The following is a 14,348-nucleotide window of genomic DNA, read 5'->3' as shown; positions in this document are numbered from 1 at the left end:
TTTCCAGTTTCAAATATGTTTGAATGAACAAATAACGAGCTTTTTGGAGGGTTTTACGTAATGAAAAAAATAATGATGCTTTTCGTAATGATTAGCTTGTCTATTGTTATTGTAGCGTGCGGAAATAATGCTAACGATGATGATGCAGAACAGCAACCACCTAAAGATATAGTAAGTGATGAAGAACGAGTAGATGAAAATGAAGCAGTTGCAACGATTAATGGCGAAGAAATTAGTGGTTCAGCTTATAACACGATGTATATGCTTGTAAAAACAACATTACAACAATATGAACAAGATATTGATGACACAGACACAGTAAAAGAACAAACATTACAAGAGTTAATTACACAAGAATTAATTCGCCAAGATGCACAAGCAGAAGGAATTACTGTAGATGAAACAGAGATTGATCAAGAATTGAATAATGTGAAAGAACATTATGGCGACAATTACACTACTATTTTAGAAAATAGTGGGTTTACTGAGGAGACATATAAAAAACAAGTTGAACAAGAACTGCTTTCTACTAAATATCTCCAAACCGTTTTTGATATTCATGTAACGGATGAAGAAATTGATGAATTTTATCAAGCATTATCAGAAGAAACAGAGGATTCAGAGGAAGAGCTTCCTGCTCTAGAAGATGTTAAAACAAATATTGAACAACAATTATTAGCAGAAAAGCAACAAGAGAAACAAGAAGATATCCAAGCAAAACTTGATGAACTTAGAGAAGATGCCGATATTGAAGAATTAATATAACACAAACGATCCCCAGCAAGGAAAGCTGGGGATTGTTTTATTTTCTCCATAAAATAATATTTGCTAAGATTAATAAAACAATAAAAATAGTATGATACATGTCTGAAAATATAATCAAGTAGTGAATAAGCGCAAACAATCCCATCCCAATCATCAGGATTATTGCTTTAACAGATTCTAGACTCTGACTACCTTTGTACTCCTCTGAAAAAGGGAACGCACCTTGAAAATACACGATACTACTTATCTTTATCCAGAAAAGGGTAGCAAGTAGAACTGCTACTAAAAACAATGCAATCCTCATAGAAAATATGTAACAAAAAGCTCCACCTACCAACAGATATACAGGCAAAAATAATCGAACAAAATATGCTTTCAACACAGATCGTTCTACGATTTTTTTATTTGTCATAGGTGATGCTCGAAAAATCCAAACCGCTCGATGATTTTCTGAGAATTTTAGCATTAACACACTTGTAGGAATCGAAAGCAAACTAAAATAAAACCAAAAATAGTTATTGCTTGCCCCTAATTCTCCTTCTGTCTGAAAAGAAACAGAATTCAACAAGAAAATAAACGGAAAAACAAAGGACATTGCAACTAAAGGATACACTTTCAATTTGAAATCACGTTCATTCTTCAACATACTTACGGCAAATCGATAGACAACCTTCTCCTCATGATTCCAAATAACTACTTTCTCCCATAAGCGACTCCACCAATAAGAAGCTCGTTTATTTTGCCCATTATTAGACATCAACTTTTCTAAATTACGTTCAAAAGTAGGAATTAATTGAATATAGATAAGTAACGCAATGATAGGTACAATCACGCCTAAACTAGCTAATAAGATAATCTGACTAGAAAACGGTCCATCCGCTAGTACTAATTGATAGATTGCACCATACCAAAACGGTGGGAGAAATAATTGCCACCACTCAAACGAAAATGTTGTACTAAATTCCACATGATTATATGAACGTATGACAAGTTGATAACCAACAATCATCGACACACTTAATAGAATCTGCATATAGTTAATGATATCTTTTAGCTTTTCCCCATCAAAATAGCGTAATATGAATATATAAGAGAAAGCTACCATAATTAAAATTAGTAAATTAACAAACACTAATATCAAAAGGCTTAACAAAAAGAAAACTATTCCGTGCTGAACAAGTCCTACTACTAATGAGATAGCAGTAAAAGCTATCGTTAATTGAACTAAATAAAAAGTAATATGTAATACTTTTGCACAATTAATGGTTCTTTCATTCACTGGTTTCGTATGTAAAATCATCTTATCTCTGACATCTAACAAGACGCTGGAAAAATCAGAGATAACAGATGTCATCAAAATAAACATCACTACTGCATAATAAATACTCATTTGCATCAAGTAGTTATCTCCAAAAATAAATAGGAGCAACATTAATCCCATTAACGCATAAACAGCAAGTGATTTTAAAAATTGATTACCCGATTTATTATTAGAGTCATTAAAAATCGTCGGAACTCTTCTTGTATCCATCGTTAATTTCAATTGGAGTATTTGCCGCATCACAGGGTAATCGATATCCATTTTGGTAAATAATGGCTGTAGTTTATCTAACACTTTCAACAACATAAACTCATTCATTCGTATCACCATTTTCGACTACTGAAACGATTGAGCAAGCAATTTCCTTATGTTTATCAAAACCTGTTAACTGATTAAAAATCTCTTCTAGCGTTCCCTCTTTATTTTGTTGCTGTAATTGCTCAAAAGTTCCATCCGCTACAATTTTCCCATTTGCCAACAACACAATACGGTTACTAATTTTCTCGACTACATCCATAATATGCGATGAATAAAATATCGTTTTGCCTTGGCTTGCTAATTGATCCATTACTTCTTTAACGATCATCACACTATTTGCATCAAGCCCACTTAATGGTTCATCTAAGAAAAGTAAATCTGGGTTGTGTATCATACTTGCGATCAACAGTAACTTTTGTTTCATTCCTTTAGAAAAAGCAGAAATTCTTGTATGTAACACACCGTCCAATTCGAATAAACGCATTAGTTCTTTTGCTTTCTTTTCAATTGTTACTTGTTCCATTCCATATAAGCCACCGACAAACGATAAATATTCCATTGGTGTTAAATTATCATAAATCTCACCATTCTCCGGAACATATCCGATACGCTTTTTAAATGCTGGCCCACTTTCCTTTATGTTTTCTCCAAATATTTCGATTTCACCTTCGAAGGATGAAATCAATCCTAGCATTAGTTTAACAGTCGTACTTTTTCCAGCACCATTCGGCCCTATGTATCCAATAATTTGTCCGCCATATACGTCTAAATTAATCGATTTTAGGACAGGAGTACCACCAAACGTCTTTTGTACATTCTTTAATGATAAAACGATTTCTTTTGTCATTTTTTCACCTCCCCATCACGATAACATAATTTTACTTTTATCGCAGTAAAAGCAAATATAAGCACGCAAAAATCCCCCTACGCTATAATAGCGAGGAGGATTTTGAAAAAAATATTATTCTACGCCTTCTGTCCACTCAGCAACTTTATCTGCGTTTTCTTCTACCCAGCTAGCTGCTGCATCTTCTGGATCTGCACCTTCATTAATTTCAAGCATCACACTTTCCATATCTGAGATATCCCAGTGGAAGTTGTCTAATACTTTATATGCATTTGGTAAATCTTCTTCTAGTCCTTCGCGAACCATTGTGTTAATTGTTTCTTCTTCACCGAATGCACCTTGTGGATCCTCTAAATATTTTAGGTCATATTCAGAGAATTTCCAGTGTGGAGACCAACCTGTTACAATCACATCTTCTTCGTTACCGATTGCTTCACCTAGTTGTGTCGTCATCGCACCACTTGAAGAAGTTGATAACGTCCAATCACTTAAGTTATCGTACTCTTCAAGCGCTGTTTCTGTTGCAGCTACAACACCAGCACCAGGTTCGATACCAGTAATTGTTTGACCTGCCTCATCAGCTAGGTCCTCAATTGAATCAACATCCATATAAGATGGAACGACAAGACCTGTTTTGGCACCTTCTAAGTTTGGACCTAGGTCCACTACTTGCTCTCCAAATTCATCAAATTGTGAAGCATGTGTGTTTGGTAACCATGCAGCTACCATACCATCCGCTTCATCGTTAGCTACTGCTTGCCACATTGCAGCATTTTCAAGAGATGTAAGTTTCACATCATAACCTAAATCTTCTAATACTTTACCGACAACATTTGTAGAGGCAATTTCTGAATCCCAGTTTACATATACTAACTCAATATCTTTACCATCGCCTACTGAAGCTGACTCACTATTTCCGGTATCTCCACTATCTTCGTTATCGCCTTCATCATTAGTACCACAAGCAGCAAGTACAGCTACAACTAAAGCTAATACTGCTACTAAACCAAACGACTTCCATGTTTTAAACATGAATAATTCTCCCCTTTTCTAACTTTTTATTTATTTAAACTGTCCAGAATAAACCTGGACAAGTTTATCACATTAAGCTTTATTGAATTTCTGAGAGACTCTATCGATAATAATAGCTAAAATGACAATCGCAAAACCGGAAACAAATCCAGGACCTTCTTGCGAGCGCTGTAGTGCTGTTAATACTTTATCACCAAGACCTGGCGCACCAATCATTGAGGCAATTACAACCATTGATAATGAAAGCATAATTGTCTGGTTTACACCTGCCATGATTGTCTTTCTTGCCATCGGTAATTCTACTTTAAATAATTTTTGTGGACCTGTTGTACCAAACGCATCAGCAGCTTCTACTAATTCATTTGATACTTGGCGAATACCAAGATTAGTAAAACGAACTACTGGTGGTGTCGCGAATACAACAGAAGCAAAAATACCTGGCACCATTCCGATACCGAAAAATACAACGGCCGGAATTAAATATACGAATGCTGGCATTGTCTGCATAAAATCTAATATTGGTGTAATAATGGTTTGTGCCCATTTACTCTTCGACATCCAAATACCTACAGGGACACCAATAATAATCGAAATTAAACTAGCAAATAGCACTAACGTAAATGTATACATCAATTCTTCCCATAATCCTTGGTTATAGATAAACCATAGACCAACAAGCGAGAAGGCTGCTAATCCAATTTTTTTACCTGTTATAAAGAAAGCAAGAACTGCCACTAATAAAATGATAATGATTGGCGGGATAGCACTAAGGCCATCTGCCGTCATTTCAACAAAATTACCAAAATCTTCTTTTATCGGATCGAATATAAATTGAAATGTATCTTTCATCCAACCTGTCAATGAGTTGATCCAATCAGCTACTGGAATTCGAGGTGCAAAATCAAGCATCTTCATTCACCCCATCTCCATTAGCTAACGCTGCAATAACTGCTCCACGAACAATAATACCTTTCAACTTCCCTTCATCTACCACAGCAACCGGTACAGGCGCATCATGGATAATTTCGAAAATATCATGAATTGCCGCATCAATTTCTGCAGTTCGCATATCTGTACGTAAAATGCTATGTAAATCTTTCATTTCTTTATCTCGAGCATCTTTTACATCATCAGCTGTTACATAGCCTTTCAATTGTCTTGAACGATCAACGACATAAATACTCGATAACCCTTGTTCACGAATTCGTTCTAGGGCAACTCGCGGTCCATGCTTATCAATATCAACTGTTTCTGGACGTTTCATAATATGATTTGCAGTTAAAACTTTAGAACGATCAACATCCTCTACAAATCGCTCTACATAATCATTGGCTGGATGCACTAAAATTTCTTCTGGCGTACCAATTTGTACAATGGAACCATCTTTCATTAACGCAATGCGGTCACCAATTCGTAGCGCCTCATCCAAATCATGCGTAATAAAAATGATTGTTTTCTTCATTGTTTGTTGGAGATCTAACAACTCATCTTGCATATCTTTACGAATTAATGGGTCTAATGCAGAGAACGCTTCATCCATCAGTAACACTTCTGGATCATTTGCTAATGCACGTGCTAAACCAACACGTTGCTGCATACCACCTGATAATTGATCAGGATATTGGTGAATAAAACTTCCCAATCCTACTAATTCTAAAGCTTCTTTTGCTTTTTTTGATCGTTCTTCTTTACTTACTCCTTGAATCTCAAGGCCAAATTCTGTGTTTTCTAATACGGTACGAAAAGGAAATAAACCGAATTTTTGAAATACCATACTCATTTTTTCGCGTCGAACTTTTCGTAATGTTTCCTTCCCAACCGTAGCTAGATTTTCTCCACCTACTTCTACATCACCTTCAGTAGGATCAATTAACCGATTTAACAAGCGAACTAATGTAGATTTACCACTACCAGAAAGTCCCATGATAACGAAAACTTCTCCTTCTTCCACATCAAAAGTAGCGCGGTTAACACCTACAGTAGACCCCGTCTTTTCTAAAATTTCTTTTTTTGATTTGCCCTCGTCTAATAAAGCGAGTGCTTCTTTTGTCTTTTTGCCGAATACCTTCGACAGATTTCTTACACTAATAACAGACATGTATTAATACCACCTCAATAAAATTCTTCTTTTTATCGCTATCGTTATTACATGTATTACTTTTACTATGCTAAAGGTTTTTTTTATTAATTTCAAGCGTTTTACACTTTTTTATCCGAATATTACGTTTGTAAAGTTAAAACTTTACAAAAAAATGTTATAATTATGGTATATTCTTAATAAAAATTTTGAATTTTTTATTATGTAGTTGTAAAGTAATAATATTAAGATACAAAGGAGGTTAGCTGCTGACTATGGGCGAAGCAAATGAAACTAACTTAGAGCGAATTAACAACCAAATTATCTCCGAATTTTCGAAAACATTGGAAATGTTTTCTTTAAATAAAACTGAAGCACAATTATTTGTTACTCTTTATTTACATGAAAAACCAATGACATTAGATGAAATGAAGGATTCTCTAGGAAAAAGCAAAACAGCAATGAGCTATGCCATTCGTCGCCTGCAAGAATTCAACCTTGTTGAGCGTGTTTGGCAAAAAGGGGTTAGGAAAGATTTATATGAAACGCGTGAAGAACTATATAGAAAATTCATGAAAACTTATGTAAATCGCTGGCTTAGTGCACTAAATAAACAAATTAATAATTTGGATGATATTCAAGATAACTTAACTCGTTATCCTGATGAACATCAAGAAGCACTGAAGCATAAAATCCATGAAGCTATTACATTTCACCATTCGCTTGAAGAGATTTTTACAAACATAAAGACAAATGATTTTCTAAGAAAAGATGTCTAACTTCAGCGACAATCAACAAATAAAACAAGGGCTATACCTGTCATAAGGTAGTAAGCCCTTGTTTTATATTACATATCAAACTACATTTCTTTAACAGATCCATCATTTTTTTCTACAATATACCAACCCATTGTTGCTGTATGACTACTACTGCCATCTGATACTACTTCAAATACTCGCACAACAAAGTTGCCGTTATCGTCGGTATGATCTGCTTCAACATTCACATCATTACTTTGTGATAGATTCAAATGATTTCTAACTAAATCCTCTGCAATACTTTCATCAATCTCACTTACCTCTGAGTTCGTTTCCGTATTATTAGCAGAATTTGACTCATTGTCTGATTCTGAAGATTCCTTACCTTCATCTACCTCTTCTTTTTCTTCATCAGCATCTGACTGTTCAGTAGAGGAATCAGTAGTCTCACTATCTTTCTTCTCGTCATTTTCTGATTCTACTATTTCTTCATCACTAGTATCTTCAGATGGTTCCCCTTCTTCCGCATCCGTGTTTTCTACTACGTCATTATCCGATTCTTCTGATTCATTTTCAGTTGTATCATCGTTAGTACAAGCTGCAAGTAAAGCTAATAATGAAATAAGTAGAACAAATAATATTTTCTTTTTCATGATGTTTCCCCCTCATTTTTTTCTGTTCTTATGTATCTATTTTACCATATTATAATTAATCATGGTTTGTTTATTCATTCTTGAACATTTCATATAGTAATCTCTCACGATTACGGACGAATTGATAGGTAATTTTGTAGTGATCTGTATCTTCGTAAGTAATCTCTTGAATAGGATAAACATTACCACATCAATAACGAATATCGTAAATCCAATGCCTGTTCCCCACACAATAATGCCAATTATTTTACTTTTCATAGAAATCATTTCATAATATAAATATATCAAATATTACCAAAAAACAAAAAGTTCATCTTTTTGGGTAGAATCAGGAGTGGTATAGATGACAAATGCAATTCCGAGCATTACACTACGTGATGGTTTAAGAATTCCTAGTATTGGATTTGGAACCGTTTATTTAAAGGGAAATCAAGGGGTTAAGAGCATTACCAATGCCATTTCAAATGGTTATCATTTGATTGATACAGCTTATAACTATGAAAATGAAGGAACTGTTGGTGAAGCTATCCGTAGGTCCAATGTTTCGAGACAAGAATTAATTGTCACCTCAAAATTACCTGGTCGTTTTCATCAATATGATAAAGCTGTAGAAGCAATTCAAGAGTCGCTACTACGTGCCAATCTAGATTACTTTGATCTATACTTGATCCATTGGCCAAATCCAAAAGAAGATCAATATGTTGAAGCATGGCAAGCTTTAATTGATGCCCAAAAATGGGGATTAATTCGTTCTATCGGAGTCAGCAACTTCTTACCAGATCACCTAGAACGATTGGATAAAGAAACAGGTGTATTACCATCTATTAATCAAATTGAGTTACACCCTTTCTTTAATCAACAAGAACAAAGAGAATGGCATGAGGAACATGGCGTTATAACGGAATCATGGAGTCCATTATTTAGGGGAACTGATTTACTCGATCATGAAGTAATCCTACCAATTGCTCAAAAGCATAATAAATCAGTAGCACAAATTATTCTGCGCTGGCATTATCAATTAGGAGCTGTATCTATTCCACGCTCTTCTTCTCCAGTTAGACAAGCTGAAAACTTAGCTATCTTTGATTTCAGCTTAGATAATAAGGACATGAAGGCAATTAGTAACCTTACAAAGCCAGATGGTAGAATTCAAAATCAAGATCCTGCTGAATATCAAGAATTTTAATTTATATAAGAAAAGCGCCCGGTAAGAAATGTAGCGACTGGAGCGATTCGTGAAGCAGCCTTGTTTCTGATCCTTTGGAGGTAGACAGATACACAAATTTTATACTTTCTTTCCTAACAAAAAGATGTCACAGATATATTTTCTGTAACATCTTTTTGTTGTTAGCTACTCGTTTAGTAAGTTGGCCAGCCTTGACTATCCCAATATAGATCGTTGATTAATAGTCGTGGAAGCCCATTACTGTCCGCATCATATGCATGACGAACAAAAATATTATTATTATAAATATCAGAATGACCTGGTCCAATCCATTTATCATTACCACTATCTAGAAGGGTTCCTCCGCCATTCATCATTGGTTGTCCTAATTTATCAACATAAGGACCAGTTATATTCGTTGAGCGACCAACCATAACTTTATAGTTACTATCTAAACCGCTACAACATTTATCAAATGACACAAACATATAATAGTAACCATCTCTATAAGTGATATTTGCTGCCTCGATAGATCCTTCTGGATGATTTGGCCTTGCTGCAATAGAATGAATTGGACCTGTTGGTTTCATTGTATTTGCATCAATTCTTGTTAGCTTTATTCCACTCCAGTAAGAACCAAATGCTAGCCACGGATTACCATATTCATCAATAACAAGGTCACCATCGATTGCATTATAATTATCTGACGTTGTCGTATGAAGAACTAAACCATCATCACGCCAATTACCAGATGCTATACTATCTGTTGAAAGTAAACCGATTAATGATTGATTAGAACCAAAAGATGATACCGAATAATATAACCAATACCTTCCATTAAAATAATGAATATCTGGTGCCCATTGTGCTGTTGTATGGTTCGGCACATAATTTTTCCACCAGCCTAAAGGTTCAGGAAAAATGACAGGCGCTTCATTCCAATTTCGCCCATCTTGCGAATATAAAACTCTAATACCATTTCTATCTTCTTCCCCCGTTCCAAACACCCACCATGTATCCCCTTCTTTAATAATAGAAGGATCGTGAATCATTGGATGTTCATTCATATCCCAAAATGCTGCTGAAACAGATACACCCGAAATACCAAACAATACGAAAGCAAATAATAGCACTTTCCAATAACTTATTGACTTCATCCACTTCACTCCTTAATATCTTTATTAAGTATACGATTACATAAACCTACGAATGTAACCGTATACTTATTACCAAATAGTATACCACTCTTTGGTAACAATGTTAATAAATATACATAACTTCTCTAGTTATAATCTTTATTTTCACATTAAATAGTGTACTATATAGTAAGAACATAACTACTAAAAAAGGAGCATTACTATGAATCTTATATTAGCTTCATCCTCACCACGTAGACAAGAATTGTTAAAACAAGTTCATATCCCATTTACTATACGCAAGCCTGATGTTGACGAATCACAGATCACCATAACCGATCCAGCAGAAAAGGTGAAACAGCTTGCATTACGAAAAGGAAGGCAAGTACCGATTCAAAATAACAATGAAGTAATTCTAGCTGCAGATACAATTGTGGCTTTCGAAAATAATATCTTCGAAAAGCCTAAGTCTAAGCTAGACGCTTACCAAATGCTCCAAAAATTAAGCGGAAATACACATGAAGTATATACAGGTGTAATGTTACGCTCTACAAATAAAGAACTACTATTTACCGAATGCACAACTGTTCATTTTTGGACTTTAACAGATGAAGAAATCGATGCTTATCTAGCAACAAATGATGCATATGACAAAGCTGGTGGATACGGAATTCAAAGTGTAGGTGCTATGTTTGTCAAAGGTATCAACGGTGATTATTATAATGTAGTTGGATTACCACTTTCCACTGTCGTAAGACAACTCCGTGACTTCGGAATCTCACACTAAAGATCATGTAAATTTTTTATTAAATTCCAACAAACCGATAGCCCTAAAGGTAACATATATGTTAAGTTATTAATGTACCTAATAGGTAATATAACCTAATTCTTTTAACTTAATAATGAGGTGCATGGAGGTTAATAATGAAAAAATGGACTTTTATACTACTTATATTATTACTGACGTTTATTATTAGTGGCTGTTCAAGGGAATCAAATGCTTCCGCAGTTGCTAATAAAACAAAAATCGGCATTATGTTGTCTGATAATGGGCTTGGTGATCAATCATATAGTGATGCCGGATTCACAGGTTTAGAACGGGCACGTGATGAATTAGGCATTATCTTTGATTATCGCGAAATAGGTGATGAAGAAAACTATTTAACCGGATTACAAGAACTAGTTAATCAAAATAATGAGTTAATCATCGGCCTAGGTTATACAATTGAGAATGATTTGGCACAAATTGCTGAAGAAAATCCGGAACAACAATTTGTTATTATTGATGGTTCTGTCGACTTACCTAACGTAGTAAATGTGAACTTCAAAGAAGAAGAAGGAAGTTTCTTAATTGGGGCACTTGCAGGTTTAAAGACTGAATCAGATATTGTAGCTTTCGTTGGTGGCGATGATACACCGCTCATACATAAATTTGAAAAAGGATTTACGCAAGGTGTAGAAGCTACTAATCCAGAAGCAAAAGTACTTACACGCTATGCAGGAACATTTGGGGATGATCAAATTGGTGCAGATATCGCCGCGGATTTAATCGAAGATGGCGCGGATTTAATCTTCCCATCTGCTGGTTTTACTGGGGTAGGTGTGATTCAGCAAGCAGAAAAAGCAGGCATCTATTCATTCGGTGTTGATTCCGACCAATTTTATCTTGGAGAGGATACAGTTATTACTTCCATGATGAAAAATATTGATACTGCCGTTTATAATTTGGTGGCAAATTTAGTAGAAGATGGAGCAATAACAAATGATGATATAGAGCTTGGATTAAGTGAAGAAGGCGTCGGTTTGGCACCTATTCGTATCATCAACCTTGTTTCAGATGAAAAGGAACAACTACACGATCTAACAGAAGCGATCAAAAACAATGAGCTTACTGTAGATAAGTAAAGGAAGGTGCCAAATGAAATTAAAACAGAAATTAATGCTAAATTCTCTTTTACCATTAATAATTGCTTGTGTTATTATCGCCTTTATAGGTTATCAAATGACACAAATTCAATCCTCTAATAGTGATCATGTCGATCAGCTAGTTAATGTGGAAAAACTAAATAGTACACTCGTTTCGATTGAACAGCAATTGAATAGTTATTCTACGAACCAAACAGAAAGTGCTGCAGAATCAATTCGTACAACGCTCTCTACTTTTTACGAAACTTTAGAGCAAGTACCTAACGCAAAAAGCACAGAAGATGTATTACATACGATTGACGAAAAGATGCAGCAACTTGAAAGTGATATAGGTCTAGCATTGGCCGACCAAAACGAAAGTGAAGCGAAAAGACAGTCAATTAGAACTAATGGGATTCAGAATGATATTCACTTATTACAACTAATTGCTAATGAAAACTATCAAGCAGATCAACAAACACTTGATAAGAACATTCAGTTTATCCTTATTTTCATCATAGTATCTGGTATTATTCTATTACTCGGAAATATCTTCTTTTCACTTTTGATGACGAACAAGCTTACTAAACCTATTTATACGCTGATTGATCATGCAGACGCTATTTCTAACGGAGACCTTACGCAAACGATCAACGAAACAACTAGAAAAGATGAAATCGGTCACTTACATAATAGTTTTGCCCGTATGAATAATGACTTAAAGGATGTTATAACAAATGTACATGAAACAGCTGAAAGTGTAGCTGCTTCTGCTGAACAGTTAAGTGCTAACGCAGATGAAACATCAACTGCCACTGAACAAATTGCCTCTTCGATCCAAGAGGTATCTGATGGATCGGAGATCCAGATAGAAAACGTCGATCAATCTAGTAAAAATGTGGAACAAATTTCTAATGATATTGAAACTATTTCGTCCCGCATTACACGTGCGACAGAATCTTCCAAAGATGCTACAAGTCAAGCAAAACAAGGGATGGACACTGTTCAACGTGTAAGTGAACAAATGACCATTATTACTCAAAATACAGAAGAAACAACAGACGTAATCAAAGGTGTCTATCAACATTCTAAAGAGATTAATAAAATTGTCGATATGATCACCGCTATCGCAGAACAAACAAACTTACTAGCACTTAATGCTGCAATCGAAGCTGCTCGAGCTGGTGAACATGGGCAAGGGTTTGCTGTTGTAGCTGATGAAGTTCGTAAGTTAGCAGAAGAATCTGGACAATCAGCTCGCCAGATTAGCGAGTTAATCGCAGTAATGCAACAAATGACGAATAAAGCTGTCGAATCAACAGAAATAGGGATGCAAACAGTTAATGAAGGCTCGGTGCTCGCGGACAAAACACGTGATTCATTTGATAGTATTACAACTGTCGTAACAGATGTACAAGATCGAATGACAGAAGTAATTACTTCTCTTAATCAAATGAAAAATAGTAACCAAACATTAATCACATCGATGGGGCAAGTGTCTGCCATTACAGAGCAAACATCCCATCACTCGCAAGAAGTCGCTAGTTCTACAGAGGAACAAACCGCCTCCATTCAAGAAATGACTGCTTCAACTAAAGCATTAGCAGAACTAGCGCAAGAATTACAAGATAAAGTCAGTCGATTTAAAATTTAATATGTGAAAGGAATGAGGCTAACGAGTTAACATCAATCAATAGTTAGCCTCTTTTTTACATATTATTATATAAAGTGAGACTTCAATCAGTGGGAGTTTTTTACTCCCACTGATTGTTAGTGAAACTTATCAGGGAGTTAGTGTCCGTTTATCCTCCATCTTCGCTTCCACGTTTTCACTCGAACCTTGAAGTGGATGTTTTACGGACTCGTGCACCGTGATAAAAAAAGTGTCAATAGCATCTCATCTACTATTAACACTTATCAATATCGTTATTCTGATAGGTTTTCAAAAGCCCTTTTATAGTATTGTCGCAAACTTTCGGCATTTTCTTTCCATTCTATTTGTTCACCTTTGACAAGCTGCTCAAACACTTCCAAACAGCGGTGCCATCCGGCTGCCATAGATATTGCCATAGAAGCATCATCAAACGTATTCTGAAAACGAAATAGACAACCGTTATCCTGCTCCGTAACTCTTATATCCAACAAGTCATCCACTTCCTTAAACACAAAAGTGTATGGCGCTTCTAACTCGATGATCTCCCCTTCGTAAATGTTTCCTTCTCCATCATCAAATTTCAGTTTGCCACCAACTTTTACATCCATCTCTTCGGTAGCGAAAGGATACCATTGTGTAAAAGTTACTGGATTTGTTATTCTTTCAAATACTTGCTGTGGAGAAACAAGAAACTCTTGTTCAAATTGTAACGTGTATCGTTCATTCTTTTGGATTAACTTACCTGCATTCATTGTGCACTCTCCTTTTTAAATGGCC

The 14,348-nt window shown here is 35.3% G+C and carries 14 protein-coding genes; 6 read left to right on the top strand and 8 right to left on the bottom strand.

Annotated features, from left to right (window positions below; genetic code table 11):
* Window positions 1-60: 60 nt before the first annotated feature.
* Window positions 61-765, top strand: coding sequence for a SurA N-terminal domain-containing protein (locus SH601_RS00395; RefSeq protein WP_319956234.1), 705 nt, complete (start codon window positions 61-63; stop codon window positions 763-765).
* Window positions 766-802: 37 nt separating this feature from the next.
* Here SH601_RS00395 and SH601_RS00390 read toward each other — a convergent pair whose 3' ends face one another.
* The 5 genes from SH601_RS00390 to SH601_RS00370 all read right to left on the bottom strand — a co-directional run bounded on the left by SH601_RS00390 (window position 803) and on the right by SH601_RS00370 (window position 6,321).
* Window positions 803-2,404, bottom strand: coding sequence for a hypothetical protein (locus SH601_RS00390; RefSeq protein ID WP_319956233.1), 1,602 nt, complete (start codon window positions 2,402-2,404; stop codon window positions 803-805).
* On the bottom strand, window positions 2,397-3,191 hold the full coding sequence (locus tag SH601_RS00385; protein ID WP_319956232.1) for an ABC transporter ATP-binding protein: 795 nt from the start codon (window positions 3,189-3,191) through the stop codon (window positions 2,397-2,399). The genes SH601_RS00390 and SH601_RS00385 overlap by 8 nt, the downstream gene beginning before the upstream one ends.
* A gap of 114 nt (window positions 3,192-3,305) precedes the next feature.
* Window positions 3,306-4,223, bottom strand: a complete 918-nt coding sequence (locus SH601_RS00380) for a glycine betaine ABC transporter substrate-binding protein (RefSeq protein ID WP_319956231.1) — start codon at window positions 4,221-4,223, stop codon at window positions 3,306-3,308.
* 72 nt (window positions 4,224-4,295) lie between these two features.
* The gene (locus SH601_RS00375; RefSeq protein ID WP_319956828.1) at window positions 4,296-5,132 is read right to left on the bottom strand and encodes an ABC transporter permease; all 837 of its coding nucleotides are present in this window, start codon (window positions 5,130-5,132) and stop codon (window positions 4,296-4,298) included.
* On the bottom strand, window positions 5,125-6,321 hold the full coding sequence (locus SH601_RS00370; RefSeq protein WP_319956230.1) for a quaternary amine ABC transporter ATP-binding protein: 1,197 nt from the start codon (window positions 6,319-6,321) through the stop codon (window positions 5,125-5,127). The genes SH601_RS00375 and SH601_RS00370 overlap by 8 nt, the downstream gene beginning before the upstream one ends.
* Before the next feature lie 254 nt (window positions 6,322-6,575).
* On the opposite strand from SH601_RS00370, the gene SH601_RS00365 reads away from it, so the two are divergent.
* Window positions 6,576-7,079, top strand: coding sequence for a GbsR/MarR family transcriptional regulator (locus SH601_RS00365; RefSeq protein ID WP_319956229.1), 504 nt, complete (start codon window positions 6,576-6,578; stop codon window positions 7,077-7,079).
* Between the two features lie 80 nt (window positions 7,080-7,159).
* Here the strand turns inward: SH601_RS00365 and SH601_RS00360 are convergent, their stop codons facing one another.
* Window positions 7,160-7,711, bottom strand: a complete 552-nt coding sequence (locus SH601_RS00360) for a hypothetical protein (RefSeq protein ID WP_319956228.1) — start codon at window positions 7,709-7,711, stop codon at window positions 7,160-7,162.
* A 343-nt stretch (window positions 7,712-8,054) separates the two neighbouring features.
* Between SH601_RS00360 and SH601_RS00355 the strand changes: the two genes are divergently transcribed.
* The gene (locus tag SH601_RS00355) at window positions 8,055-8,897 is read left to right on the top strand and encodes an aldo/keto reductase (protein WP_319956227.1); all 843 of its coding nucleotides are present in this window, start codon (window positions 8,055-8,057) and stop codon (window positions 8,895-8,897) included.
* A gap of 173 nt (window positions 8,898-9,070) precedes the next feature.
* Here SH601_RS00355 and abnA read toward each other — a convergent pair whose 3' ends face one another.
* Window positions 9,071-10,033, bottom strand: coding sequence for an arabinan endo-1,5-alpha-L-arabinosidase AbnA (abnA, locus tag SH601_RS00350; protein ID WP_319956226.1), 963 nt, complete (start codon window positions 10,031-10,033; stop codon window positions 9,071-9,073).
* Between the two features lie 202 nt (window positions 10,034-10,235).
* Here abnA and SH601_RS00345 point away from each other — a divergent pair, with 202 nt between their 5' ends.
* From SH601_RS00345 to SH601_RS00335, 3 genes are all read left to right on the top strand, one after another.
* A complete protein-coding gene (locus tag SH601_RS00345; protein WP_319956224.1) occupies window positions 10,236-10,799 on the top strand; it encodes a Maf family protein in 564 nt (187 codons plus the stop codon).
* A 137-nt stretch (window positions 10,800-10,936) separates the two neighbouring features.
* Entirely contained in the window at window positions 10,937-11,917 is a 981-nt protein-coding gene (locus tag SH601_RS00340) for a BMP family lipoprotein (RefSeq protein WP_319956223.1), read from the top strand.
* A 13-nt stretch (window positions 11,918-11,930) separates the two neighbouring features.
* Window positions 11,931-13,571: a methyl-accepting chemotaxis protein gene (locus SH601_RS00335; protein ID WP_319956222.1), complete on the top strand. Its 1,641-nt coding sequence runs from the start codon at window positions 11,931-11,933 to the stop codon at window positions 13,569-13,571.
* Between the two features lie 272 nt (window positions 13,572-13,843).
* On the opposite strand, the gene SH601_RS00330 is transcribed toward SH601_RS00335, so the two are convergent.
* Window positions 13,844-14,323: an SRPBCC domain-containing protein gene (locus SH601_RS00330; RefSeq protein ID WP_319956221.1), complete on the bottom strand. Its 480-nt coding sequence runs from the start codon at window positions 14,321-14,323 to the stop codon at window positions 13,844-13,846.
* Between the last annotated feature and the right edge of the window lie 25 nt (window positions 14,324-14,348).

The organism is Gracilibacillus pellucidus, from assembly GCF_033949965.1.
Classification (GTDB): Bacteria; Bacillota; Bacilli; order Bacillales; family Amphibacillaceae; genus Gracilibacillus; species Gracilibacillus pellucidus.
This window is presented reverse-complemented; position numbering and strand designations above follow the sequence as displayed.

What these genes read in the sequence shown, in the direction of transcription:
- SH601_RS00365 (WP_319956229.1), top strand. Translation starts at nt 6,576, where the DNA reads ATGGGCGAAGCAAATGAAACTAACTTAGAGCGAATTAACAACCAAATT.
- SH601_RS00330 (WP_319956221.1), bottom strand. Translation starts at nt 14,323, where the DNA reads ATGAATGCAGGTAAGTTAATCCAAAAGAATGAACGATACACGTTACAA.
- SH601_RS00375 (WP_319956828.1), bottom strand. Translation starts at nt 5,132, where the DNA reads ATGCTTGATTTTGCACCTCGAATTCCAGTAGCTGATTGGATCAACTCA.
- abnA (WP_319956226.1), bottom strand. Translation starts at nt 10,033, where the DNA reads ATGAAGTCAATAAGTTATTGGAAAGTGCTATTATTTGCTTTCGTATTG.
- SH601_RS00345 (WP_319956224.1), top strand. Translation starts at nt 10,236, where the DNA reads ATGAATCTTATATTAGCTTCATCCTCACCACGTAGACAAGAATTGTTA.
- SH601_RS00355 (WP_319956227.1), top strand. Translation starts at nt 8,055, where the DNA reads ATGACAAATGCAATTCCGAGCATTACACTACGTGATGGTTTAAGAATT.
- SH601_RS00370 (WP_319956230.1), bottom strand. Translation starts at nt 6,321, where the DNA reads ATGTCTGTTATTAGTGTAAGAAATCTGTCGAAGGTATTCGGCAAAAAG.
- SH601_RS00340 (WP_319956223.1), top strand. Translation starts at nt 10,937, where the DNA reads ATGAAAAAATGGACTTTTATACTACTTATATTATTACTGACGTTTATT.
- SH601_RS00385 (WP_319956232.1), bottom strand. Translation starts at nt 3,191, where the DNA reads ATGACAAAAGAAATCGTTTTATCATTAAAGAATGTACAAAAGACGTTT.
- SH601_RS00395 (WP_319956234.1), top strand. Translation starts at nt 61, where the DNA reads ATGAAAAAAATAATGATGCTTTTCGTAATGATTAGCTTGTCTATTGTT.
- SH601_RS00380 (WP_319956231.1), bottom strand. Translation starts at nt 4,223, where the DNA reads ATGTTTAAAACATGGAAGTCGTTTGGTTTAGTAGCAGTATTAGCTTTA.
- SH601_RS00360 (WP_319956228.1), bottom strand. Translation starts at nt 7,711, where the DNA reads ATGAAAAAGAAAATATTATTTGTTCTACTTATTTCATTATTAGCTTTA.
- SH601_RS00335 (WP_319956222.1), top strand. Translation starts at nt 11,931, where the DNA reads ATGAAATTAAAACAGAAATTAATGCTAAATTCTCTTTTACCATTAATA.
- SH601_RS00390 (WP_319956233.1), bottom strand. Translation starts at nt 2,404, where the DNA reads ATGAATGAGTTTATGTTGTTGAAAGTGTTAGATAAACTACAGCCATTA.